We start from the raw sequence: 22,913 nt of genomic DNA, 5'->3' as shown, positions 1-22,913 counted from the left end.
GTTCAGGGCGCACGAGGAACTCTAGACCGATGCGGTGTCGGGTGCGAGGCTGGTCGCGACCCCGTGTCAGGTATCTTGATGTCAAGAAACCCATTGACCCCACAGGCACAGACCGATCAGGAGTCGCCGCAACCATGGCCAAGATCCTCTACACCTACACCGACGAGGCGCCGATGCTGGCGACCCACTCGTTCCTCCCGATCATCCAGGCGTACGCCTCCACCGCAGGCGTCGACGTCGAGACCCGCGACATCTCGCTGGCCGCCCGGATCCTCGCCCAGTTCACCGACCGCCTCCCCGCGGAGCAGCAGGTCCCCGACACGCTCGGCGAGCTCGGCGCCCTGGCCAAGACGCCCGAGGCCAACATCATCAAGCTGCCCAACGTCAGCGCCTCGATCCCGCAGCTCAAGGCCGCGATCAAGGAGCTCCAGGCAGCCGGCTACGACCTCCCCGACTACCCGGAAGATGCGGCGGACGACGAGGACGGCAGCCAGGCCGACATCCGCGCCCGCTACGACAAGGTGAAGGGCTCCGCAGTCAACCCCGTGCTCCGCGAGGGCAACTCCGACCGCCGCGCCCCCGCCTCGGTCAAGGCCTATGCCCGCAAGAACCCCCACTCGATGGGTGCCTGGAGCGCCGACTCCAAGACCAACGTCGCGACCATGGACGACGGCGACTTCCGCCACAACGAGAAGTCCGTGATCATCGAGGCCGACGACGACCTCACGATTCAGCACGTCGCAGCTGACGGCACCACCACCGTGCTCCGTGAGTCCGTCCCCGTGCTCGCCGGTGAGGTCGTCGACGGCACCGTCATGCGCGTCGCCCAGCTCCAGGAGTTCCTCAAGGAGCAGATCGCCCGGGCCAAGGCCGACGACGTGCTCTTCTCGGTGCACCTGAAGGCCACCATGATGAAGGTCTCCGACCCGATCATCTTCGGCCACGTGGTCAAGGCGTTCTTCGCCGACGTCTTCGACCAGTACGGCGACCAGCTGGCTGCCGCCGGCCTCAGCGCCAACGACGGTCTCGGCGGCATCCTGGCCGGCCTCGACAAGCTCGACAACGGTGCTGAGATCAAGGCCGCCTTCGAGAAGGGGATCGCCGAGGGTCCGCGTCTGGCCATGGTCGACTCCGACAAGGGGATCACCAACCTGCACGTGCCCAGCGACGTGATCGTCGACGCCTCGATGCCGGCGATGATCCGCACCAGTGGCCACATGTGGGGTCCCGACGGCAACGAGGCCGACACCCTCGCCGTCCTCCCCGACAGCAGCTACGCCGGCATCTACCAGGCCACGATCGACGACTGCCGCGCCCACGGCGCCTACGACCCGACCACGATGGGCTCGGTGCCCAACGTCGGCCTGATGGCCCAGGCGGCCGAGGAGTACGGCTCCCACGACAAGACGTTCGAGGTGCCCGCCGACGGCACGGTCCAGGTCGTCAACAAGGCCGGCGACGTGCTGATCGAGCACGACGTCGAGACTGGTGACATCTGGCGTGCCTGCCAGGCCAAGGACGTGCCGATCCGTGACTGGGTCAAGCTGGCCGTCACCCGGGCCCGTGCCTCGCAGACGCCGGCCGTGTTCTGGCTCGACGAGACCCGGGCCCACGACCGCAACCTGATCTCACTCGTGGAGAAGTACCTCAAGGACCACGACACCGAGGGCCTCGACATCCGCATCCTTTCGCCGATCGAGGCCACCAAGTTCTCGGTCGAGCGCATCCGCAGGGGCGAGGACACCATCTCGGTGACCGGCAACGTGCTGCGTGACTACAACACCGACCTGTTCCCGATCCTCGAGCTCGGTACGTCGGCCAAGATGCTGTCGGTCGTGCCGCTGATCAACGGTGGTGGCCTGTTCGAGACCGGCGCCGGGGGTTCGGCGCCCAAGCACGTGCAGCAGCTGGTCAAGGAGAACTACCTGCGCTGGGACAGCCTCGGCGAGTTCCTGGCCCTGGCGGTCAGCTTCGAGCACTTCGCGCAGACCAACGACAACGCCCGCGCGCAGATCCTGGCCGACACCCTCGACCGGGCCACGGGAACGTTCCTGCTCGAGAACAAGTCCCCGGCGCGCCGGGTCGGCTCGATCGACAACCGGGGCTCGCACTTCTACCTCGCGCTGTTCTGGGCCGAAGAGCTCGCCAAGCAGACCGAGGACACCGAGCTCGCCGCGGCGTTCGCGGAGCTGGCCGGCAACCTGCGCAGCAACGAGGACGCCATCAACGGTGAGCTGATCGGCGTGCAGGGCAACCCCGCTGACATCGGCGGCTACTACAAGGTCGACGAGGCCAAGACCGACGCGATCATGCGACCGTCGGCCACGCTCAACGAGCTGATCGGCTCGCTCAGCGTCTGATCAACCATCGATTCCGGGACGGCACCGGATCGCAGTCACCCACTGACCGTGATCCGGTGCCGTCTCGCACTCCGGGGCATCAGGCGGGGGCAGTGATCGCGACCAGCGTGGCGGCGTCGGGTTGGTCTCGAGCAGCACCTGCTCGAGACGGTCGGCGTCGGAATGGTCGCCGGCGACGACCACCTCGAGGTGGGCGTCGCCGCGGTGGTGTTCGCTGGCGTCGACGGCGAGCACCGGAACGCCTGAGGCGAGCACGGCGTCGAGCAGGTCGCGGATCTCCGCGGAGACGCCCTCGTCGTCGAATCGGAGCGCGCCGGGTGCGTTGAACTCACCCGCACTGAGATGCAGCTGCTCCGGATCCAGGTCACGCAGCTGGGGGACTGCCGTCACCAGTGAGTCGGCGGACTCGAAGTTCGCGACCAGGTTCCCGGAGCTCAGCGACGCGTTCCTGAGCCCGTCGGTGGCCAGCAACGAGGCCCAGCGGGAGACGGTGCGGTCCCGCTCGGAGCAGTCGACCTCCACCTCGACGTCACGCTCTTGTGATGCCTGCGCGGCAGCGATGGACTCGGGTGCCTTCGCCGAGTCGAGATGGAAGACGGTCTCCTTGTCGGGGTCGTAGCCGCACAGCTCGTCGACCAGCCCCGCGACGTCGACCGACGCCTCCGGCATCAACCAGATCTCACCACTGCCCGCATAGGGCAGGTCGTTGTTGTCCTGCGTGTGGATGATCTCGACGCCGTCGACCGCGTGTCCGTCCCACCAGTCCTCGAAGTCCGAGACCGCCTGTTCCCCGGCATTGACGTTGCCGCAGCCGGCGACGACGGGCGCGGCGGCGAGCAAGACCGCGGCGCGCAGCACGGTGCGACGCAGCCGGGGTGCCAGTGCTCTCATGAATGCCAGTGTTCCCGGACGGACTCGATCCATTCCTCGGCGCGTGAGTGGCTGCGATCAGTCCGCCGTACGGCTCCGGGCGGCGAAAAACCAGAGGCCGTACGTCGGTGCGTCGACGTAGTCTCGACAGGTCATGACCGAGACCCTCACCACCGCACCCGACAGGCCACCCGTGGCCCCGTCGCAGCACTCCCGCCCTGATGACGCACGACGGGTCGACTGGCGTCGGATGAGGTCGCCGATCGCGGCGTTCGCGCTCGCGTGTGCCGCGGTCGCGGCCGTGTCCACGACCTTCGGAACGGTCGTGATCGGCCGGCTCGCCGCGGACCCGACCGGCGGGCTGGTCTGGCTGCTGGCGGCCTGCGTGATCGGCGCGTCGTTGGTCGACACGTTCGGCAAGGTCATCTGGGTGGGGCTCTCCGACCGGGCCGAGGGGCGGCTGCGCGAAGACCTGCTGGACGCCGCCCTCCGACAACCCCTCGCCACCCTCTCCGAGCAGGCCGTGGGCGAGATCCTCGACCGGGTCGACGACGACACCCACGAGGTCGGCAACCTGGTGCGCTGGCAGCTGTGGATGTTCGCCCGCACCGTGTTCGGCGTTCTGCCGATGTGGGTCGTGGCCGGACTGACCTGGTGGCCGGCGTGGTTGCTCTTCCCGACACTCGGGGTCGTCACGTGGTTCGCGATCAAGCCGCTCCTGGGCGAGATCTCCCGCCGCAAGGTGATCGAGGAGATGGCCTGGACCGACCATGCCGCCGCGCTCGAGGAGGGCATCGCCGGGCGCGACGACCTGCGCACCAGCCTCGGCCAGGCCCATGTCATCGGGCGGGTGGCCCGACTCTCCGCGGCGGTGCACGCGAAGTTCCTCGCGGTCCTCGACGTCGAGCGTCGCCTGGCGCTGCGGGCCGGCCTGTTGCTGCACGCACTGTTGGCCGGCATCGGACTGTCCGGCATCGCCCTGGCCGGCAACGGCGACCTCTCCGTCGCCCAGCTGGTCACCCTCTTCCTGGTGACCTCCACCTTCGTCGGCCAGATCGCGATGCTGGCCAACCACCTGCCCGACCTGCAGGCGGGCCTGGGGGCCGTCATCCGGTTGCGCCAGATGCTCGCGGTCGAGCCGGAGCCCGAAGGCGGCCGGCCGCTGCCCCCTGACCCGGCCCTCGAGCTGCACGTCCGCAGGCTCTCCTTCGCCTACGACGAGGGCACTTTCGCGTTGCGCGACATCGACCTGCTGCTGCCTGCCGGTGACACGATCGCCCTGGTGGGACGCACCGGATCCGGCAAGTCGACGCTGGCCTCGCTGATCTCCAGGGCCGTCGAACCACCGCGTGGGGCGGTGTTCCTGGGCGGGGTCGACGTGCTCGACCTCGACCTCCAGCAGCTGCGGTCGGCGGTCGGCGTGGTCACCCAGCGCACGGAGATCCTGGCCGGCACGCTGGCCGAGAACATCACGATCTTCGGTGACACGCCACGTCACGAGATCGAGGGCGCGGTCACCGAGCTGGGCCTCGACGACTGGGTCTCCGGACTGCCCGACGGACTGGACACCCTGCTCGGCCCGGGCGGCACCTCCCTCTCTGCGGGGGAGGAGCAGCTCGTCGCCTTCGCTCGACTGCTGATCCGGCACGTGCGGGTCGTCGTACTCGACGAGGCCACCGCCCGGATGGACCCGCTCACCGAGCACCGGGTGGTCGCCGCTGCCGACCGGCTGCTGCGGGGCCGCACCGGTGTGCTGATCGCCCACCGGCTCAGCACCATCGAGCGGGCGCCGCACGTGGCGGTGCTCGACCACGGCCGGGTCGTCCAGGACGGGCTCCGGGCCGTGCTCGCCACGGAGCCCGGGCCGTTCCGCGACCTGCTCCACGACAGCCGCATCCAGCACCGCGGCGAGCATGCCGCCGACTTGGCTGCTGACGTGGTGGCCGTCGAACCAGTGGCTCCGGCACCCGTCGAGCACGCCACCCTCGACCACGTGACCAAGACGGAGACCGAGGCCGAGAAGGCCGGCGCCTCCGCGGTCGGAGGGCGTCGCCGCTCCGGCACCCCGCCACCGGTCCGCGAGATCGGCAACGGGCCGTCGTTGGCCACGGGCATCCTCCACGCGCTCCTGGTCCGGCCGGCTTGGGGCATCGCCGGTGCCGTGCTGTTCCTGCTGGTGTCGCTGATCGGCGCCCAGGGCGCCGTGACCGGGCTGGTCTGGGGTCACATCGTCGAAGATCTCCAGGACGGCGACACCCCGGGCCTGCTCAGCCTGGCGCTGGTCCTCTGCCTGGTCGCGATGCCGTTCATGTTGGCCGACGCCTTCTGGCGCTACCCACGCTGGTGGATCGAGGTCATGCTGCGCACGCGCATGGCCGTGTTGCACGGCCAGACCGCTCAGCAGCGCCTGGTGCGCACCCCGCCCGGCGAGGTGGTCGCCCGTTCGATGGACGCCGACCGCTACGCCCGCTACGCCGATCGCTGGGTCGACTTCATCAACGGCATGCTGATTGCCGGCTTCACCGCGCTGTTGGCCGGCACGTGGGTGGCCGGCTCGGTGCTGCTCGCGGTGATGGTCACCTCTGCCTTGGCGTCCTCGATCGGTCGTCCGATCGCGGGCCGCTCCGCGGCAGAGGCGTCGACCGCGCGTGCTCGTTTCGGTCGAGCGCTGGTCTCGGCACTCGAGTCCGCCCGCACGGTGAAGCTCGCGGCCGCGACCCCGTCGGTGCACCGGCACCTGCGCGACGTCGACGCGGGCCGGGTCAGTGCGGCGGTCAAGGAGCACCGGGTCCAGGCGTTCCTCGACGGGGTGCCGATCGTGATGGTGCAGTGCGGTGTGGTCACCGCGTGGGCGATCTACTTCGGTGGCGGGTGGGGCCTGGCCACTGCGCTCCTGGTCGCGAACGCGGTGGCCGGTTTCGACTGGTTCGGACGAGTGGCCGGCATGGTGGTCACCGAGGCCCCGGGCACCCGCGCCTGGCAGCTGGAGACCAATCGGTTCGCGGGTGGGGTCGACCTGATGGACCTGCCGCCGGGAGTCGACCTGGTCTCCGGCGCTGCGCCCGCACCGGAGTCGGCCGGCAGGGTGCCGCTGCAGCGGCTCGAGCTGCGCGGGCTCAGTGCCGTCCACGATGACGGCACCCTGGGCGTCTCGGGTGTCGACCTCACGGTCGAGGCCGGAGAGCTCGTGCTGCTCGTCGGTCAGGTCGGCTCCGGCAAGTCGAGCCTGCTTGCGGCGTTGGCCGGGCTGATCGGGCACCGCGGTGAGATCCTCTGGAACGAACGCGACGTCGACGACGCCGAACGCTTCCTGCGCCCGGGCCAGGTCTCCCACGTGGCTCAGGTCCCTCGCGTGCTGTCGGGCACCTTCGACGACAACGTGCGCCTCGGACACGACCGGGCCTTCGACGCTCCGGTCGGTGCGGCGCGTCTCGGCTCCGACATCGAGGAGGCCGGCGGCAAGGACGCCCTCGTCGGCCACCGCGGGGTCCGTCTCTCGGGTGGCCAGGTGCAACGCCTGGCCTTGGCGCGTGCGTTGGCGACCGATGCCGAGCTGATGTTGGCCGACGACGTGTCCAGTGCGCTCGACGCGAGGACCGAAATCGAGCTGTGGCAGGCGCTGCGTGACCGAGGGGCCACCGTGATCGGGGCCAGCGCCAAGCGTGCTGCTCTCTCGCGCGCGGACCGGGTGGTGGTGCTCGTCGACGGCGAGGTGGCCGCGGTCGGGCCGTGGACCGAGCTCGCTCCACAGTGGGGGCACCTCGCGGGATGACGCGTCGAGTGCCGGCGAGGGTGTGCCCAGCGACACGGAATAGGCGCTCGGCGGGACCCGGTTGGACAATGCGATGAGCATGCCAACCACTGAGCGCCCTGCCGCCGACCCCAGCCCGACCCAGTCCTCCGAGAGGTCGACCCACTTCGGGTTGGCCGTGCTCGCGCTGGCCATGGGTGGCTTCGCGATCGGCACCACCGAGTTCGTGACGATGGGCCTGCTGCCGCAGATCGCGGACGGTGTCGACGTCAGCATTCCGACGAGCGGTCACGTGATCTCGGCGTACGCGCTCGGTGTGGTGGTGGGGGCTCCCCTGCTGGCCTTCTTCGGAGCCCGGCTGCCCCGGCGGGCTCTGTTGGTGGCGTTGATGGTCGCGTTCACGGTCGGCAACGGACTCAGCGCGCTCGCCTCCAACTACGAGCTGCTGACCCTGGCCCGCTTCGTCTCGGGGTTGCCGCACGGCGCCTACTTCGGGGTGGCCTCACTGGTTGCCGCCCAGCTGGCGGCGCCAGGACGCAAGGGCCGGGCGGTGGCGCTGGTGATGCTCGGTCTCTCGATCGCCAACGTCATCGGCGTCCCCGCGGCCACCTGGATGGGGCAGAACCTCGGCTGGCGGTCGGCGTACGTCGCCGTGGCGGTCCTGGGCGTCGTGACCGTGTCGATGATCCTCGCCTCGGTGCCGTCGATCGCGGCCGACCCCGAGGCCACCGGACGACGTGAGCTCGCGGCCTTCTCCCGGGTGCAGGTCTGGCTGACCCTGCTGGCCGGAGCCGTCGGCTTCGGCGGCATGTTCGCCGTCTACTCCTACATCTCGCCGACGATCACCGAGGTGGGGGAGCTGCGCGAGTCCGCGGTCCCGGTCTTCCTGCTCATGTTCGGCCTCGGCATGACCTTCGGCACCTGGCTGGCCGGCGAGCTCGCCGACTGGTCTGTCTTCGGCTCCCTGCTCGGGTCGGCGCTCGGCATGGGTGTGGTGCTGTTGCTCTTCGCCGCCGTCACTCCGTACGGCTGGTGGGCGCTGCCGTTCGCGTTCGCGATCTCGGCGATCAGCTCGGTGCTGGTGGTCAACCTGCAACTGCGGCTGATGGAGGTGGCCGGGGACGCACAGACCCTGGGCGCCGCGATGAACCACGCCTCGCTCAACGTGGCGAACGCGCTCGGCGCCTGGCTCGGCGGCCTGGTGATCGCGGCCGGGTGGGGCTACCGATCGCCGGCACTGGTCGGCGTCGTGCTCTCGATCGCCGGCTTCGCGGTGCTGATCGTCTCGTTCCTCCTGGCCAGGGGCGAGGATCGGATCCTCAAGGCCGGGGGCGCGCACTAGCCCGCCCCGGCTGATGGAAGAATGCGCGGCATGTCCACCTCGACCGCGCCCCAGGTTGCTGCCGCCGGAACCGGGACGGGCACAGCCCGGCCCCGGGTGCTCTCCGGGATCCAGCCCACCGCTGACTCGTTCCACTTCGGCAACTACCTCGGTGCCCTGCGTCAGTGGGTGGACCTGCAGGAGAACTACGAGCCGTTCTTCTTCATCGCCGACCAGCACGCGATCACGGTCGAGCAGGACCCGAAGGTGCTCCGTGACCGATGTCTGCGCGCCGCGGCCCAGTTGATCGCGATGGGCGTCGACCCCTCACGCGCCGCGATCTTCATGCAGAGCCAGGTGCCCGCGCATGCGCAGCTGAGCTGGGTGCTCCAGTGCCTGACCGGTTTCGGTGAGGCGCGCAGGATGACCCAGTTCAAGGACAAGTCGGCGAAGGGCGGCGAGGGTGCCGCCTCCGTCGGCCTGTTCACCTACCCGATCCTGCAGGCCGCCGACATCCTGCTCTACCGGCCGCACTACGTGCCGGTGGGCGAGGACCAGCGCCAGCACCTCGAGCTGACCCGCGACCTCGCCCAGCGGTTCAACCACCGCTACAAGAAGACGTTCCGGCTGCCCGAGCCCTACATCCTCAAGGCCACCGCGAAGATCACCGACCTCCAGGATCCGACGTCGAAGATGTCGAAGTCCGCGTCGTCACCGAGCGGCATCATCGACCTGCTCGACGAGCCCAAGGCGAGTGCGAAGAAGATCCGTTCCGCGGTCACCGACTCCGGCTCCGAGGTGCGCTTCGACGTCGAGGAGAAGCCCGGAGTGTCCAACCTGCTCACGATCTACGCGGCCCTGACCGGCCGCGTAATCGAGGAGATCGCAGCGTCGTACGACGGCCAGGGCTACGGCGACTTCAAGAAGGACCTGGCCGACGTCGTGATCGAGTTCGTGACCCCGTTCCGTGACCGCACCCTTGAGCTGCTCGAGGACAAGGACACGCTGAGTGACGTCCTGGCCTCGGGGGCCGAGAAGGCCGCAGCCGTGGCCGAGCGCACACTGGCCGACGTCTATGAGCGGGTGGGCTTCGTGGCACCCGCCAGGCGCTAGGGTCGGGCCGTGCCGACCATTGGTGTAGCGATCGCGATCCCGGAGCCTTGGGCCACTCAGCTCCAGGAGTACCGCGCCTCGATCGGTGACGCGACGGCGACGATGATTCCCACGCACATCACCCTGGTGCCGCCGACCGAGTGCGAGGACCTCGACGAGGTCGAGGAGCACCTGCAGGCGGTCGCCGGCGTGCGTGCGGCCTTCCGCGTGCACCTGCGGGGCACGGGTTCGTTCCGGCCTGTCTCACCGGTGGTCTTCGTGGGCGTCGTGGAGGGCATCTCCGCGTGCGAGCAGCTGGCCGCGGCAGTGCGCACCGGTCCGCTTGCCAGTGAGCTCGAGTTCCCCTACCACCCGCACGTCACGATCGCCCATCACCTCGACGACCTGACTCTGGACCGCGCGTTCACCGAGCTGGCAGGCTTCGAGTGCCGGTTCGCTGCCGAGGAGTTCCACCTCTACGTCCACGACGAGCAGATCGGCTGGCAGGTGGACCGCTCGTTTGCGCTGATGCCCACCGACGTGGTGACCTGACCCGGTGTCCACGTCTGACGACAGTGTCTCCGAGCCGAGGCCCGACCCCGAGCCCAAGTCCGAGCCCACGCTGAAGGAACGACTCACCGCGCACGTCACCCGCCTTCGGGAGCGCCGCCCCATGTTCGACCACCTCGTGCGCATGGTCGAGCACTTCGGCAGTGTCAAGGGAAACCTGCAGGCGGGGGCGGTGACCTACTTTGCGTTCCTCTCCTTCTTCCCGATCCTCGCCCTTGCCTTCTTCGTCATCGGCTACGTCGCCAAGGTCTACCCCGAGGCACAGGGCAACCTCACCGAGGCACTCGACGGCGTGCTCCCGGGCATGATCGGCGACGACGACGGCCAGATCTCGCTGAAGTCCATCCAGGACTCCGCCGGTGCCATCGGGCTGATCGGTCTGGTCGGTGTCCTCTACGCCGGACTCGGCTGGTTGTCGGGCATGCGTGAGGCCCTGCTGGTGATGTTCGAGACGCCGCAACGCGAGCAGCCGAACTTCGTGGTCGGCAAGGTGCGTGACCTGGTCTCGCTCGGCCTGATCGGCCTGGTGATGATCCTCAGTGTGGCCGTCTCCAGCGTCATCTCGCGCTTCTCCAAGCAGGTGCTCGACCTGATCGGGCTGGGCGTGGGGCTGTCCCCTCTGCTGCAGGTCATCTCGGTGGCCGTCGGCATCGGCGCGAGTGCCGTGCTGTTCTTCGCACTGTTCAAGCTGCTCGCCGACCCCGACGTCCCTCGTTCGTCATTGTGGTCAGGGGCCCTGCTGGGCGCCCTGGGCTTCGAGGTTCTCAAACAACTCTCCACCCTGTTGATGGCCTCCACGAAGTCCCAGCCGGCCTTTCAGGCATTCGGCATCGCCTTGATCCTCGTGGTCTGGATCAACTACTTCTCACGCGTCGTGATGTACGCCGCGGCCTGGGCCTACACCGCCGCTCCTGCCCGCGCAGCCCGTGACAAGGCGGAGAAGAAGCGCCTCGCACGAGAGGCCGCGGAGGAGCGCGCAGCCCGTCGTCGTTCGCGCGGCAGACGCGCGCCGGTCCTGCGACCGGAGGGCACGCCCGAACCCGACGGTGTCACGGTCGGTGGACCCAAGGCAGCCTTCGCGGCCGGAGGAGCGTCGATGCTCGCCGCCATGGCCGTCGTACGCCGCCTGACCACCCGACGCTCCTCGAGCTGATGCGGCGCTCGATCTGATACGAGTGCCGTGGATGTGCCGCGAACGGAGGCGCTCCGGCGGCCGCTGGGTGGGTGGGACCAATTGGTCCATCACACCCAGTCCGCACCTGGCTACCTGAGTGCCTCGGCCAGGAGGCGCTGAGCCATCAGCCGGAAATGACCGCGGGGCGCCCCGGCCTCGGCCGGAGCGCCCCGTCGGACTGAGTCGGACTGAGTCGTCGGATGCGACTCAGTGGCCGTGCATCATGGCCGTGCGCAGGTCCTTGTTGAGCTGGGAGATCACGTCGAGCGGGATCTCCTTGGGGCAGGCGGCACTGCACTCACCGATGTTGGTGCAGCCGCCGAAGCCCTCGTGGTCGTGCTGGGCGACCATGTCGACCACGCGGATGTCGCGCTCCGGCTGGCCCTGGGGGAGCTCGCCGAGGTGAGTGATCTTCGCGCCGAGGAACAGCGACGCAGAGCCGTTCGGGCAGGCCGCCACGCAGGCGCCGCAACCGATGCAGGTCGCCATGTCGAAGGCCCGGTCGGCCTTGGCCTTCTCCACGGGGAGGTTGTTGGCCTCCGGGGCGGAGCCGGTGTTCACCGAGATGTAGCCACCCGACTGGATGATCCGGTCGAACGCCGAGCGGTCGACGATCAGATCCTTGAGCACCGGGAACGGGTCGGCACGCCAGGGCTCGACGGTGATGGTGTCCCCGTCCTTGAACGAGCGCATGTGCAGCTGGCAGGTGGTGGTGACCTCGGGCCCGTGCGCCACCCCGTTGATCATCAGGCTGCACGTGCCGCAGATGCCCTCACGACAGTCGGAGTCGAAGGCGACCGGGTCCTCGCCCTGCTCGTTGAGGTTCTCGTTGAGCAGGTCGAGCATCTCCAGGAAGGACATGTCCTCGGAGACGCCGTCCAGGTCGTACTTCTGCATCGCGCCGTTGCTGGTCGGGTTGGGCTGGCGCCAGATGTTGAGTGTGATCTTCACTTGTAGGACCGTGCCTTCATCTCGATCGCTTCATAGCTGAGTGCCTCCTGGTGCAGGACGGGGGAATGACCGTCCTCGCCGCCCCACTCCCAGGCGGCGACGTAGGCGAACTCGGAGTCGATGCGCTCCGCCTCACCGTCAGGAGTCTGCGACTCGGCCCGGAAGTGGCCACCGCAGGACTCGCGACGGTTCAGCGCGTCGATGCACATGAGTTCACCGAGCTCGAAGAAGTCGGCGACACGGCCGGCCCGCTCCAGGCTCTGGTTGAGGCTCTCGTTGGTGCCGAGCACCTTGACGTTCTTCCAGAAGTCGGCCTTCAGCTCGCGGATCTTCTCGATCGCCAGCGTCAGCCCCTCCTTGGTCCGCTCCATGCCGCAGTACTCCCACATCAGGTGCCCGAGCGCCTTGTGGTAGCTGTCGACCGAGCGGGTGCCGTTGGTGGTGAGGAAGTGGTTGATCCGCTCCTCGACCGACTTCTTCGCCTCGACCACGGCGGGGTGCGACTCGTCGATGCGCTCGTGGCTGTCGGCCAGGTAGTTCGCGATCGTGTAGGGCAGCACGAAGTAGCCGTCGGCCAGACCCTGCATCAGCGCCGAGGCTCCGAGACGGTTGGCGCCCTGGTCGGAGAAGTTGGCCTCACCGGCCACGAACAGGCCCTTGACGTTGCTCTCGAGGTCGTAGTCGACCCAGAGGCCGCCCATCACGTAGTGCACCGCGGGATACACGCGCATCGGAACCTCGTAGGGGTTCTCCGCGGTGATCTGGGCGTACATGTCGAAGAGGTTGCCGTACTTCGCCTCGACGGCGTCACGGCCCACTCGCGCGATGATGTCGGCGAAGTCGAGGTAGACACCACGGCGTACACCGTCGACCTCGGGGCCGACACCGCGACCGTCGTCGCACATGTACTTGGCCTGGCGGGAGGCGATGTCGCGGGGGACCAGGTTGCCGAACGCCGGGTAGATCCGCTCCAGGTAGTAGTCGCGGTCCTCCTCGGGGATCTCGCGCGGGTCCTTGGCGCAGTCCTCCTTCTTCTTCGGCACCCAGATGCGACCGTCGTTGCGCAGCGACTCCGACATCAGGGTCAGCTTCGACTGGTTCTCACCCGAGACCGGGATGCAGGTCGGGTGGATCTGCGTGTAGCAGGGGTTGCCCATGTAGGCGCCCTTGCGGTGCGCACGCCACGCGGCGGTGACGTTCGAGCCCATCGCGTTGGTGGAGAGGAAGTAGACGTTGCCGTAGCCGCCGGTGGCCAGCACGACCGCGTCGCCGAGGTGGGTCTCGATCTCGCCGGTGACCATGTCGCGCACGATGATGCCCTTGGCACTGGTCACGCCGTCGGCGTCCTCAGTCGTGATCAGCTCGAGCATCTCGTGACGGGTGTGCGTGGTGACGGTGCCAGCGGCGACCTGACGCTCCAGGGCCTGGTAGGCACCGATCAGCAGCTGCTGACCGGTCTGGCCACGGGCGTAGAACGTGCGGGAGACCTGCACGCCGCCGAACGAGCGGTTGTCGAGCAGGCCGCCGTACTCGCGAGCGAACGGGACGCCCTGGGCGACGCACTGGTCGATGATGCTGGCGGAGACCTCGGCGAGACGGTAGGAGTTCGACTCGCGCGAGCGGAAGTCGCCACCCTTCACGGTGTCGTAGAAGAGTCGGTAGACCGAGTCGCCGTCGTTGCGGTAGTTCTTCGCGGCGTTGATGCCGCCCTGGGCGGCGATCGAGTGGGCCCGGCGCGGGGAGTCCTGGTAGCAGAAGCTCTCCACCTGGTAGCCGGCCTCACCGAGGGTCGCCCCGGCGGCCGCACCGGCCAGACCGGTGCCGACGATGATCACCTTGATCTTGCGGCGGTTGGCCGGGTTGACCAGCTTGGCGTGGGCCTTGCGCTCTTCCCACCGGGTGGGGACCGAGGCGTCGGCGGGTGCCTTGGTGTCGGCGATCGGGGCGCCGAGAGTGAAGAAGTCCGCGGCGTCGCTGACCGTCGTCGGAGCAGCCTGTTGTGTGTCAGTCATGTCTGAGATCAGCCCTTAGTCGACGATGCCGAAGAGGATGGACAGCGGGACGAGCGCGAAGCCGCCGGCGATGACGACCGCCAGGAACACGCCGGCGGAGTTCGCGCGGGCACGGCTCTTGGCGGTGTTGGTCAGGCCGAGGGTCTGGCAGGCGCTCCACACTCCGTGGCGCAGGTGCATGGCCAGGGCGCACATCGCGAGCAGGTAGATCACCGCGACCCACCACATCTCGGGCTGGAACGAGCTCACCACGCGGTCGTAGGGCGAGTCCTTGTCGCCGTTGACGTTGATGGTGCGGGTGGTGAAGTGCAGCAGGTGGAAGATCACGAACAGCAGCAACGTCACACCGCCCCAGCGCATCATCTTCGAGCTGAGGGTCGCAGCCACGGCCTTCTTCACGGCGTACTTCTGGGTGCGCGCCTTGTTGGCCCGGGCCCAGAGCGTGAACGCCGCGTAGGCGTGACCGATGATCGACAGCAGGAGCACGGCGCGGACCACCCACAGCAGACCTCCGTAGGGGAGCATCGGCTCCCCGAAGGTGCGCAGGTGGTGCGCGTACTCGTCGAAGGCATCCTGGCCGGCGAAGACCTTGAGGTTGCCGTACATATGGAGCAGCACATAGCCGATGAAGACCAGGCCGGTGACGGCCATGAGGAGCTTCAGCGCGATCGTGGATCGCGTCGACCGGCTGCCTTTCACAAGAGTCGGAGTTGCCACGGTGGCACGTTACCGCTGATTTGCGCCCCAGTTCCCCGAAGGTAACCCTAACCGGATGTGAGATCCGCCCCGTTACTCGTCAGTCACCTGCCCGGAGACCGTCAGCGCGGCGATCGCGGTCGTTGCGGGGACTGCCAGGACCAGCCCGATCGCGGAGGCCAGCGTGCGCACGACCTCGGCGGCGATGCTCTCGTCGTACAACGTGTCCATGAGCGGCCGGTCGTAGAGGGAGAGCAGCATCAGCACGGCCAGCGCCGTGCCCGCGTAGGCGAACACGATCGTGTAGATGGTGGAGGCGATGTGGTCACGACCGATCCGCATGCCACTGGTGAACAGCTGCATGCGGGTCATGCCCGGCGCCGCGGCCCGCAGCTCCCACACCGCCGACGACTGGGTGATGGTCACGTCGTTGAGCACGCCGAGCCCGGCGATGATCACCGCACAGGTGAGCAGGCCTTGGAAGTTGAGGTCCGGCGCGTTGAGCATGAGGTACTGGTTCGTCTCGTCGGCGACACCGCTCAACCGCGCCGCACTCACGCCCCAGAGACCGAGCAGGGTGATGATCGCGATCCCACTCAACGTGCCGGCCAGAGCGGTGCTCGTGCGGATCGAGACGCCGTGCGTCAGATAGAGGACGACGAACATGATCGCGGTGGACCCGACCAGCGCCACCCCGATGCCCGAGCCGCCTTCGAGCAGCGCGGGCAGCATGAACTTCGCGACCACGAATCCCGCGAACACGAGACCCAACAGGGCCATCACCCCGCGCAGTCTGGCGACGATCGCGACCACGAGCACGAAGGCCAGGGCCATTGCACCCAGCGGCATGTTGCGCTGCGTGCCCACCCAGCCGTACGTCGGCTCGGCACTGGGCCGGGGGATCTTGGCCAGCTTGATCGCGTCGCCCTTCTCGAGGCCGGCCTTCGCGACGTACGGCGGCACCTGGATCGTGACCTCGTCACCGTCCACCGAGGCGGTCAGCTCGTTGCAGTGCTCGGGGAACGGCTCGTTCTCGCCCGGCGGCTTCGACGGGTCGGCCACGATCACCGGGCACGGATCGCTGACCGAGACCACCGTCGCCTGCGGGAACGTGGTGCCCTCGGCGGAGTACTGCACGGCCTCGGGGCGGTCGCCGTCGCCGGGCCAGAGGGTGACGAGTCCGGCCACCGTGCCCAGCGCGGCCAGTCCCAGCAGCCCGAGGAGCAGGAGTCGGGGGAGCGCACCCACGGCCACGTCCGGCACCGGGCCGCCGTGGGAGTGCCCGTGACCGTCCGGGGCCCCCGAGGTCGATTGATCAGTCTTGTTGCCCCGAGAAGAGTGTGCGCCGGCCATGGATGAATCCTGCCTGAGTGCAGGTCAGGCGACGCGGACGCCCCTCCCGCGCTCGTTGGTCGAGGAGGCCGCGCGGCGACCGTCTCGAAATCCGGGGTACTGCTCGGCCACCAGCTCATCGACCGCGTCGACCCAGCTGCGTTGCAGGGCAAGCTCGCGCCCGCGGGCACCGAGCTCGGCGCGGCGCTCGTCTGCGGCAAGGCTGGCCACCGCCTCGCGGAGCCCGCTGGCGGACGCCGGCTCGTGGAAGAGGCCGGTCTCGACATGACGCAGGACGTCCACGGCGCCACCCGAGCGGGGCGCCACGATCGGCACCCCGGACGCGGACGCCTCGCGCAGTGCATGGGAGCAGGTCTCGAACTCGCCCGGATGCACGAGGACGTCGAGTGAGGCCATCGCGGTGACCAGGTCGCCGGGCTCGACGGCACCGGTGAACTTCGCTCCCGGAAGGTGCGACTCCAGCCAGTGACGTTGCGGTCCGTCACCGATCACGACCAGCCTGATGCCGGGCAGTGACGCCAGCTCCGCGAGACGGCGTACGCCGTGCCGCTTGTGCAGGCTGCCGACGTGACCGACGACGACCCTGGCGGACTCCCCGGCCCGTCGCGACCACCGGTCGTGCAGATAGGCGTCGCGCAGTGCGGGGTTCCACGCGGCGACGTCGACACCGGGCGTCCATACGGGAGCGTTGACGCCGAGCACGCTCAGACGCGTGCGCATCCACTGGCAGGTCACCACGAGGTGGTCGGCGCGGGCGGCGACGGAGCGCACCCAGTGGTCGGCGGTCAGTGCCGGCACCGGTGACTGCTGGACGACCACCGTCTCGCGACCCTGGAGTGTGGCGTGCTTTAGGGCCTTGCGACCCAAGATGCCGGGCGAGGCCACGTGCACGAGGTCCGGTTCGAAGTCGGCCAGTGCGGTCGCGACCTGGCGGCCGGGCTTGTCGAGGGGGCGGATGCGCGCCACGCGAGACGAGCGATAGGTGGCCAGCCCGGGCCCGGGGGCGATGATCTGCACCTGGTGGCCCAGATCGACGAGCCGGTCGACCACCTGCTTCACGGTGCGCGTCGTGCCGTCGACCGCGGGGTAGAACGACTCGGTGACGACGCTGATCCGACGAGTTGCCATGGCGCCAGCCTCCGTCGGTCGTACGACGGGCAGGCGGCGTCGTGACCAACTGGCGGAGAACTCGAGGCGAGAACTCCTCGCTGAACGCTCAGTCGCTCCCGATGGTGCGCGGCGGCAGATCCCCACGCTCGATCGCCGCGGCGATGTCCCGGACCCTGCCCGAGCTCACCGACCAGCGGCCGGCCGGTGTCTCGAACCACGGCGTGAACCCGCGGCGGGCCTCGACGACCCAGTGCCGGCCGAACAGGATCCGGGCCAGGATGGCGAACGGCAGCAGCAGCAGGAGGAGCAGAAGCTCGACGCCGGCGATCAGCGCGAGGATCAGGAACGGGATCATGATGATCAAGAAGACGATCCCGATCACCGCACTGATCGGGTCGTCGCCCAGGACCGGGAAGTTGGGCATCAGGTCGAGGGCGCCCTTGAGCTTGCGCCGCCACGGCACCCATCGACGGGTGACCCGCCAGCGTTGACCTGTGTGGTCTCGAACCTTCATGGTGGGCTGTCTTTCCCGTTACCGGCCGGTTCACACTGTCCGAGGAATGGGAGATCTCACATCGAGTGGCCGAGGCGGTCACCGTTCCCTATTGTGCGACTCATGACTTCTGGCCCTGACGTGGACCGCCCCGAGAGCTCCCTGAGCCTGGCGGCGTCCGAGGACCAGCACTCCGCCGCGGATTGGGAGAAGGCCACCGCGGCCGTGCTGCGCAAGACCCGACAGCTGGGCGAGGACGCCCCCGACTCCGAGGTGTGGGCGAAGCTGACCCGGTCCACACTCGACGGCATCGAGGTGGCGCCGATCGGAACCCGCGACTCCGTCGCCGGTCTCCCGGCGACGGGTGTGCCCGGTGCCGCGCCGTTCACCCGCGGCCGGTTGGCCGAGAAGCCCGAGATCGGGTGGGACATCCGCCCGCACCTGTTCGGACTCGAGGCGAAGGCGCTCAACGAGGCCGCCCTGGTCGACCTCGAGAACGGCTCCACCTCGCTCTGGCTCGAGGTCGGTACGACGCTCGCGGCCGACCAGCTCGAGGCCGCGCTCGAGGGCGTCTTCATCGACCTGGCTCCGGTGGTGCTCGACGCTGCCGAGGACCCGGTGGGCGCCGCCGAGGCACTGGCCGCGATCTTCGTGGACCGTGGCATCACCCCGGCCGAGGGCACGAACCTGGCCGCCGACCCGATCGCGGCGCTCGTGCGCGGCGAAGGCGCCATCTCGCTCGACCTGCTCGAGATCGTGGCCGCGAAGGCCGAGGAGATCGGCTCCCTCGGCGTGGTCGTCGACGCCACCGCGGTCCACGATCTCGGCGCCTCCGACGCCCAGGAGCTCGGCTACAGCCTGGCCGTGGGTGCGGCGTACCTGCGCCACCTGACCGCCGGCGGCCGCCCCGTCGAGGACGCCTTGGCCCTCCTCGAGTTCCGCTACGCGGCGACCGACGAGCAGTTCCCGACGATCGCCAAGCTCCGTGCCGCCCGCCGACTGTGGGCCCGCGTCGCCGAGCTCTCCGGCGCTGCTCCCGAGGTCGCCGGTCAACGCCAGCACGCGGTCACCTCGCGACCGATGATGAGCAAGTACGACCCGTGGGTGAACATGCTGCGCACCACCGTGGCCACGTTCGCTGCCGGTGTCGGTGGCGCCGACTCGGTGACCGTCCTCCCGTTCGACTCCGCGCTCGGCATCCCCGACGCGTTCGGTCGCCGGATCGCCCGCAACACCGGCTCGCTGCTGATCTCGGAGTCCCACGTGGCCAAGGTCGTCGACCCGGCAGGCGGGTCCTACGCGGTCGAGAAGCTGACCGACGACCTGGCGAACGCGGCCTGGGCGGAGTTCGGCCGCATCGAGGAGGCGGGTGGCGTCCTCGCCGCGATCGACGACGGGTCGCTGCGCTCGCGCATCGGCGACGTGGTCGCCGAGCGGGACAGCCAGATCGCCCACCGCACCCGGCCGCTGACCGGGGTCAGCGAGTTCCCGAACCTGGCCGAGGTCCTGCCGGAGCGTCCCGCGCACCCCAACGCCGACGGCGTACGACGTTATGGCGCACCGTTCGAGGCGTTGCGTGACGAACCCGCCTCGACGCCGGTCTTCCTGGCCACGATGGGGCCGATCGCCTCGCACACCGCGCGCGCCACCTTCGCCAGCAACCTGTTCGCCGCCGGAGGCATCGACGTCGTCGTCGCCGGCGCGACCGACGGTGTCGATGCCGTCCTGGCGGCGTACAACGCGGACGGGGCCGGGAGCCCGGTCGTCTGCCTGGCCGGTGCCGACACGACCTACGCCCAGTGGGGCGCAGACCTGGTCGCGAAGCTGCGTGAGGCCGGCGCGCGCCACGTCGTGCTGGCCGGCAAGCCCGGAGCCAAGACCGTTTCCCCTGACCTGGTTGACGATTCGGCCTCGGTCGGTGTCGATGCACTCACCTTCCTGAACACCACGAGGGAGCACCTCGCATGAGCATTCCTGAATCCTTCGCGGGTCTCCCGTTGGTCGACCCGTCGAGTGGTTTCGAGACCGGCGCTGGCGCGCCTTCCTCACCCACCGAAGCGGCCACCGAGCCGTGGCAGAGCCCCGAGGGCATCCCGGTGCTCCCGGTCTACGGCCCCGAGCACCTCGAGGGCCTCGACGCCCTCGACACCTGGCCGGGTCTGAGCCCGTTCCTGCGCGGGCCCTACCCGACGATGTACACCACGCAGCCGTGGACCATCCGTCAGTACGCCGGCTTCTCGACCGCCGAGGAGTCCAACGCGTTCTACCGGCGGAACCTCGCCGCCGGTCAGAAGGGTCTGAGCGTCGCGTTCGACCTGGCCACCCACCGCGGCTACGACTCCGACCACCCGCGCGTGCGCGGCGACGTCGGCATGGCCGGTGTCGCGATCGACTCGATCTACGACACCCGCACCCTGTTCGACGGCATCCCGCTCGACACCATGTCGGTGAGCATGACGATGAACGGTGCCGTGCTGCCGGTGCTCGCGCTCTACATCGCCGCCGCCGAGGAGCAGGGGGTGAAGCCGGAACAGCTCGCGGGGACCATCCAGAACGACATCCTCAAGGAGTTCATGGTCCGCAACACCTACATCTACCCGCCGGCGCCGTCGATGCGGATCATCTCCGACATCTTCAGCTACACGTCGGCGAAGATGCCGCGCTTCAACTCGATCTCCATCTCCGGCTACCACATCCAGGAAGCCGGGGCGACGAACGACCTCGAGCTCGCCTACACGCTGGCCGACGGAGTCGAGTACATCCGCGCGGGCCTCGAGACCGGCATGACGATCGACCAGTTCGCGCCGCGGCTCAGCTTCTTCTGGGCGATCGGCACGAACTTCTTCATGGAGGTCGCGAAGATGCGTGCCGCGCGTGCCCTGTGGGCCCGCCTGGTGCGCCAGTTCGACCCGGCCAACCCGAAGTCGCTGAGCCTGCGCACTCACTCGCAGACCTCCGGCTGGTCGCTGACCGCGCAGGACGTCTTCAACAACGTGCAGCGCACCGCGATCGAGGCGATGGCCGCGACCCAGGGCCACACCCAGTCGCTGCACACCAACGCCCTGGACGAGGCGATCGCGCTGCCGACCGACTTCTCGGCTCGCATCGCCCGCAACACCCAGCTGCTGCTGCAGCAGGAGTCGCGCACCACCGAGGTGATCGACCCGTGGGCCGGCTCCTACTACGTCGAGAAGCTCACCCACGACCTGGCCGAGCGCGCCTGGCAGCACATCCAGGAGGCCGAGAAGGCCGGCGGCATGGCCGCCGCCATCGAGCAGGGCATCCCGAAGATGCGCATCGAGGAGGCCGCCGCGCGCACCCAGGCGCGGATCGACTCGGGTGCGCAGAAGGTGATCGGCATCAACACCTACCGGCTGGCCGCCGAGGACAAGCTCGACGTGCTCAAGGTCGACAACGACGACGTCTACAAGCAGCAGATCGCCAAGCTGGAGCGACTCCGTGCCGAGCGCAACGACGACGACGTACGACGCACGCTGGAGGCCCTGACGAACTCGGCCGAACGGGGCGCCACCAAGGGTTCGCTCGACGGCAACCTGCTCGCCCTGGCCGTCGACGCGGCCCGTGCGAAGGCCACGGTCGGTGAGATCTCGGAGGCACTGGAGAAGGTCTACGGCCGGCACCAGGCCGTGATCCGTACGATCAGCGGTGTGTACAGGTCCGAGGCAGCCGAGGGTGGCGACGCAGCCGTCGACGCCGTCGTCGCCGCGACCGAGAAGTTCGAGGAGGACGAGGGGCGTCGTCCTCGCATCCTGGTCGCGAAGATGGGCCAGGACGGGCACGACCGTGGTCAGAAGGTCGTGGTCACCGCGTTCGCAGACATGGGCTTCGACGTCGACGTGGGCCCGCTGTTCTCCACGCCCGAGGAGGTCGCCCAGCAGGCGGTCGACGCCGACGTGCACATCGTCGGTGTCTCGTCGCTGGCCGCCGGTCACCTCACGCTGCTGCCTGCCCTCAAGCAGGCACTGGCCGACCTCGGGCGACCGGACATCATGATCGTCATCGGTGGGGTCATCCCGCCCGACGACGTGGAGACCCTCAAGGAGATGGGCGCCGCCGCTGTGTTCCTCCCCGGCACGGTCATCGCGGAGTCCGCGATCGACCTGCTGGAGAAGCTCTCCCACTGATGTCCCGGCGGCAGGTCGACGTACCGGCCCTGGTCGAAGGTGTCCGGGCCGGACAGCGAGCCGCGGTGTCGCGGGCGATCACGTTGGTCGAGTCGTCGCGTCCCGACCACCGGCTGGCCGCGCGCGACCTGTTGGCGCAGCTGACCCCCGATTCGGGCGGTGCCGTGCGGGTGGGCATCTCCGGGGTGCCGGGCGTCGGCAAGTCGACGTTCATCGAGTCGCTCGGCATGACCCTGGTCGAGGCCGGCAGCAAGGTGGGCGTCCTCGCCGTGGACCCGTCGTCGGTGCGCACCGGTGGTTCGGTGCTCGGTGACAAGACCCGGATGGCACGGCTCTCGGCCAGCCCCGACGCCTACATCCGGCCGTCGCCGTCGGCGGGCACCCTCGGTGGCGTGGCCCGCGCGACGACGCAGGCGATGATCATCCTCGAGGCCGCCGGGCACGACGTGGTGCTCGTCGAGACCGTCGGCGTCGGTCAGTCCGAGGTGACGGTGGCCGGCATGGTCGACACCTTCCTCTTCCTCACCCTGGCCCGCACCGGCGACCAGCTGCAGGGCATCAAGAAGGGCATCCTCGAGATCGCCGACGTGATCGCGGTGAACAAGGCCGACGACGCGGGCGGTCACAGTGCCGGCGAGAGCGAGGCCCGGGTCGCGGCCCGTGAGCTGGCCGGCGCGATGCGCCTCGTGCAGGGCAAGGGGGAGTGGGCCCCACCGGTGGTCACCTGCTCCGGGCTCACGAACATCGGCGTCGACGACGTGTGGGAGCGGATCCTCGGTCACCGGGAGCACCTCGGCGAGCAGGGGCTGGCCCGCAAACGCGCCGACCAGCAGCTGGACTTCACCTGGGCGCTGGTGCGCGACGAGCTCGCCGAGCGGCTGCGCCGTTCACCGGGGGTCGCCGCCGTGCGGGACGACGTACGCACCTCGGTGCTGGCCGGCGAGATGGCCGCACCCGAGGCCGCCGACCGCATCCTCGCTGCCTACGACGCGTCCTGACTGCCGATACGCGAGCG

General features: G+C 69.2%; 16 protein-coding genes. 9 read left to right on the top strand and 7 right to left on the bottom strand.

The window, feature by feature from the left end; all coding sequences use genetic code 11:
• Positions 1 to 134 precede the first annotated feature (134 nt).
• A complete protein-coding gene (locus NJ4_RS12610) occupies positions 135 to 2,360 on the top strand; it encodes an NADP-dependent isocitrate dehydrogenase (RefSeq protein ID WP_067435362.1) in 2,226 nt (741 codons plus the stop codon).
• On the opposite strand, the gene NJ4_RS12605 is transcribed toward NJ4_RS12610, so the two are convergent.
• A complete protein-coding gene (locus NJ4_RS12605; protein ID WP_067435359.1) occupies positions 2,361 to 3,251 on the bottom strand; it encodes a hypothetical protein in 891 nt (296 codons plus the stop codon). It lies immediately after the preceding gene.
• Between the two features lie 133 nt (positions 3,252 to 3,384).
• Here NJ4_RS12605 and NJ4_RS12600 point away from each other — a divergent pair, with 133 nt between their 5' ends.
• From NJ4_RS12600 to NJ4_RS12580, 5 genes are all read left to right on the top strand, one after another.
• A complete protein-coding gene (locus tag NJ4_RS12600) occupies positions 3,385 to 7,002 on the top strand; it encodes an ATP-binding cassette domain-containing protein (protein ID WP_067435356.1) in 3,618 nt (1,205 codons plus the stop codon).
• A 79-nt stretch (positions 7,003 to 7,081) separates the two neighbouring features.
• On the top strand, positions 7,082 to 8,323 hold the full coding sequence (locus NJ4_RS12595) for an MFS transporter (protein ID WP_217996850.1): 1,242 nt from the start codon (positions 7,082 to 7,084) through the stop codon (positions 8,321 to 8,323).
• 30 nt (positions 8,324 to 8,353) lie between these two features.
• Positions 8,354 to 9,415, top strand: a complete 1,062-nt coding sequence (gene trpS, locus NJ4_RS12590; RefSeq protein WP_067435424.1) for a tryptophan--tRNA ligase — start codon at positions 8,354 to 8,356, stop codon at positions 9,413 to 9,415.
• A gap of 9 nt (positions 9,416 to 9,424) precedes the next feature.
• A complete protein-coding gene (locus NJ4_RS12585; protein WP_067435353.1) occupies positions 9,425 to 9,946 on the top strand; it encodes a 2'-5' RNA ligase family protein in 522 nt (173 codons plus the stop codon).
• A 4-nt stretch (positions 9,947 to 9,950) separates the two neighbouring features.
• On the top strand, positions 9,951 to 11,117 hold the full coding sequence (locus tag NJ4_RS12580; RefSeq protein ID WP_082748506.1) for a YihY/virulence factor BrkB family protein: 1,167 nt from the start codon (positions 9,951 to 9,953) through the stop codon (positions 11,115 to 11,117).
• Between the two features lie 228 nt (positions 11,118 to 11,345).
• On the opposite strand, the gene NJ4_RS12575 is transcribed toward NJ4_RS12580, so the two are convergent.
• The 6 genes from NJ4_RS12575 to NJ4_RS12550 all read right to left on the bottom strand — a co-directional run bounded on the left by NJ4_RS12575 (position 11,346) and on the right by NJ4_RS12550 (position 17,774).
• Positions 11,346 to 12,089: a succinate dehydrogenase/fumarate reductase iron-sulfur subunit gene (locus NJ4_RS12575; protein WP_067435350.1), complete on the bottom strand. Its 744-nt coding sequence runs from the start codon at positions 12,087 to 12,089 to the stop codon at positions 11,346 to 11,348.
• Positions 12,086 to 14,101, bottom strand: a complete 2,016-nt coding sequence (locus NJ4_RS12570) for a fumarate reductase/succinate dehydrogenase flavoprotein subunit (protein ID WP_067435347.1) — start codon at positions 14,099 to 14,101, stop codon at positions 12,086 to 12,088. Before NJ4_RS12570 ends, NJ4_RS12575 begins: the two co-directional genes overlap by 4 nt.
• A 15-nt stretch (positions 14,102 to 14,116) precedes the next feature.
• The gene (locus NJ4_RS12565; RefSeq protein ID WP_067435345.1) at positions 14,117 to 14,818 is read right to left on the bottom strand and encodes a succinate dehydrogenase cytochrome b subunit; all 702 of its coding nucleotides are present in this window, start codon (positions 14,816 to 14,818) and stop codon (positions 14,117 to 14,119) included.
• A 72-nt stretch (positions 14,819 to 14,890) separates the two neighbouring features.
• Complete coding sequence (locus tag NJ4_RS12560) at positions 14,891 to 16,150, bottom strand: YibE/F family protein (RefSeq protein ID WP_067435342.1); 1,260 nt, start codon at positions 16,148 to 16,150, stop codon at positions 14,891 to 14,893.
• Positions 16,151 to 16,174: 24 nt separating this feature from the next.
• Positions 16,175 to 17,278 (bottom strand): glycosyltransferase, encoded by a 1,104-nt coding sequence (locus tag NJ4_RS12555; RefSeq protein ID WP_082748504.1) that lies wholly within the window; start codon positions 17,276 to 17,278, stop codon positions 16,175 to 16,177.
• A gap of 88 nt (positions 17,279 to 17,366) precedes the next feature.
• Positions 17,367 to 17,774, bottom strand: coding sequence for a hypothetical protein (locus tag NJ4_RS12550; protein WP_157551114.1), 408 nt, complete (start codon positions 17,772 to 17,774; stop codon positions 17,367 to 17,369).
• Positions 17,775 to 17,876: 102 nt separating this feature from the next.
• On the opposite strand from NJ4_RS12550, the gene NJ4_RS12545 reads away from it, so the two are divergent.
• From NJ4_RS12545 to meaB, 3 genes are read left to right on the top strand one after another with little or no spacing between them, the layout of a single operon-like run.
• Positions 17,877 to 19,721, top strand: coding sequence for a methylmalonyl-CoA mutase family protein (locus tag NJ4_RS12545; RefSeq protein ID WP_067435336.1), 1,845 nt, complete (start codon positions 17,877 to 17,879; stop codon positions 19,719 to 19,721).
• Positions 19,718 to 21,898: a methylmalonyl-CoA mutase gene (gene scpA / locus NJ4_RS12540; RefSeq protein ID WP_067435333.1), complete on the top strand. Its 2,181-nt coding sequence runs from the start codon at positions 19,718 to 19,720 to the stop codon at positions 21,896 to 21,898. The genes NJ4_RS12545 and scpA overlap by 4 nt, the downstream gene beginning before the upstream one ends.
• A complete protein-coding gene (gene meaB / locus NJ4_RS12535) occupies positions 21,898 to 22,896 on the top strand; it encodes a methylmalonyl Co-A mutase-associated GTPase MeaB (RefSeq protein ID WP_067435328.1) in 999 nt (332 codons plus the stop codon). The genes scpA and meaB overlap by 1 nt, the downstream gene beginning before the upstream one ends.
• Positions 22,897 to 22,913 lie beyond the last annotated feature (17 nt).

This window comes from Nocardioides jensenii JCM 1364 = NBRC 14755, from assembly GCF_001552535.1.
Classification (GTDB): Bacteria; Actinomycetota; Actinomycetes; order Propionibacteriales; family Nocardioidaceae; genus Nocardioides; species Nocardioides jensenii.
The sequence above is the reverse complement of the archived record's forward strand: the minus strand, read 5'-3'. Positions and strand labels throughout refer to the sequence as shown.

Coding starts and splice junctions, on each gene's coding strand:
- trpS (WP_067435424.1), top strand. CDS start 8,354: ATGTCCACCTCGACCGCGCCCCAGGTTGCTGCCGCCGGAACCGGGACG.
- NJ4_RS12560 (WP_067435342.1), bottom strand. CDS start 16,150: ATGGCCGGCGCACACTCTTCTCGGGGCAACAAGACTGATCAATCGACC.
- NJ4_RS12595 (WP_217996850.1), top strand. CDS start 7,082: ATGCCAACCACTGAGCGCCCTGCCGCCGACCCCAGCCCGACCCAGTCC.
- NJ4_RS12570 (WP_067435347.1), bottom strand. CDS start 14,101: ATGACTGACACACAACAGGCTGCTCCGACGACGGTCAGCGACGCCGCG.
- NJ4_RS12600 (WP_067435356.1), top strand. CDS start 3,385: ATGACCGAGACCCTCACCACCGCACCCGACAGGCCACCCGTGGCCCCG.
- NJ4_RS12605 (WP_067435359.1), bottom strand. CDS start 3,251: ATGAGAGCACTGGCACCCCGGCTGCGTCGCACCGTGCTGCGCGCCGCG.
- NJ4_RS12610 (WP_067435362.1), top strand. CDS start 135: ATGGCCAAGATCCTCTACACCTACACCGACGAGGCGCCGATGCTGGCG.
- meaB (WP_067435328.1), top strand. CDS start 21,898: ATGTCCCGGCGGCAGGTCGACGTACCGGCCCTGGTCGAAGGTGTCCGG.
- scpA (WP_067435333.1), top strand. CDS start 19,718: ATGAGCATTCCTGAATCCTTCGCGGGTCTCCCGTTGGTCGACCCGTCG.
- NJ4_RS12555 (WP_082748504.1), bottom strand. CDS start 17,278: ATGGCAACTCGTCGGATCAGCGTCGTCACCGAGTCGTTCTACCCCGCG.
- NJ4_RS12550 (WP_157551114.1), bottom strand. CDS start 17,774: ATGAAGGTTCGAGACCACACAGGTCAACGCTGGCGGGTCACCCGTCGA.
- NJ4_RS12545 (WP_067435336.1), top strand. CDS start 17,877: ATGACTTCTGGCCCTGACGTGGACCGCCCCGAGAGCTCCCTGAGCCTG.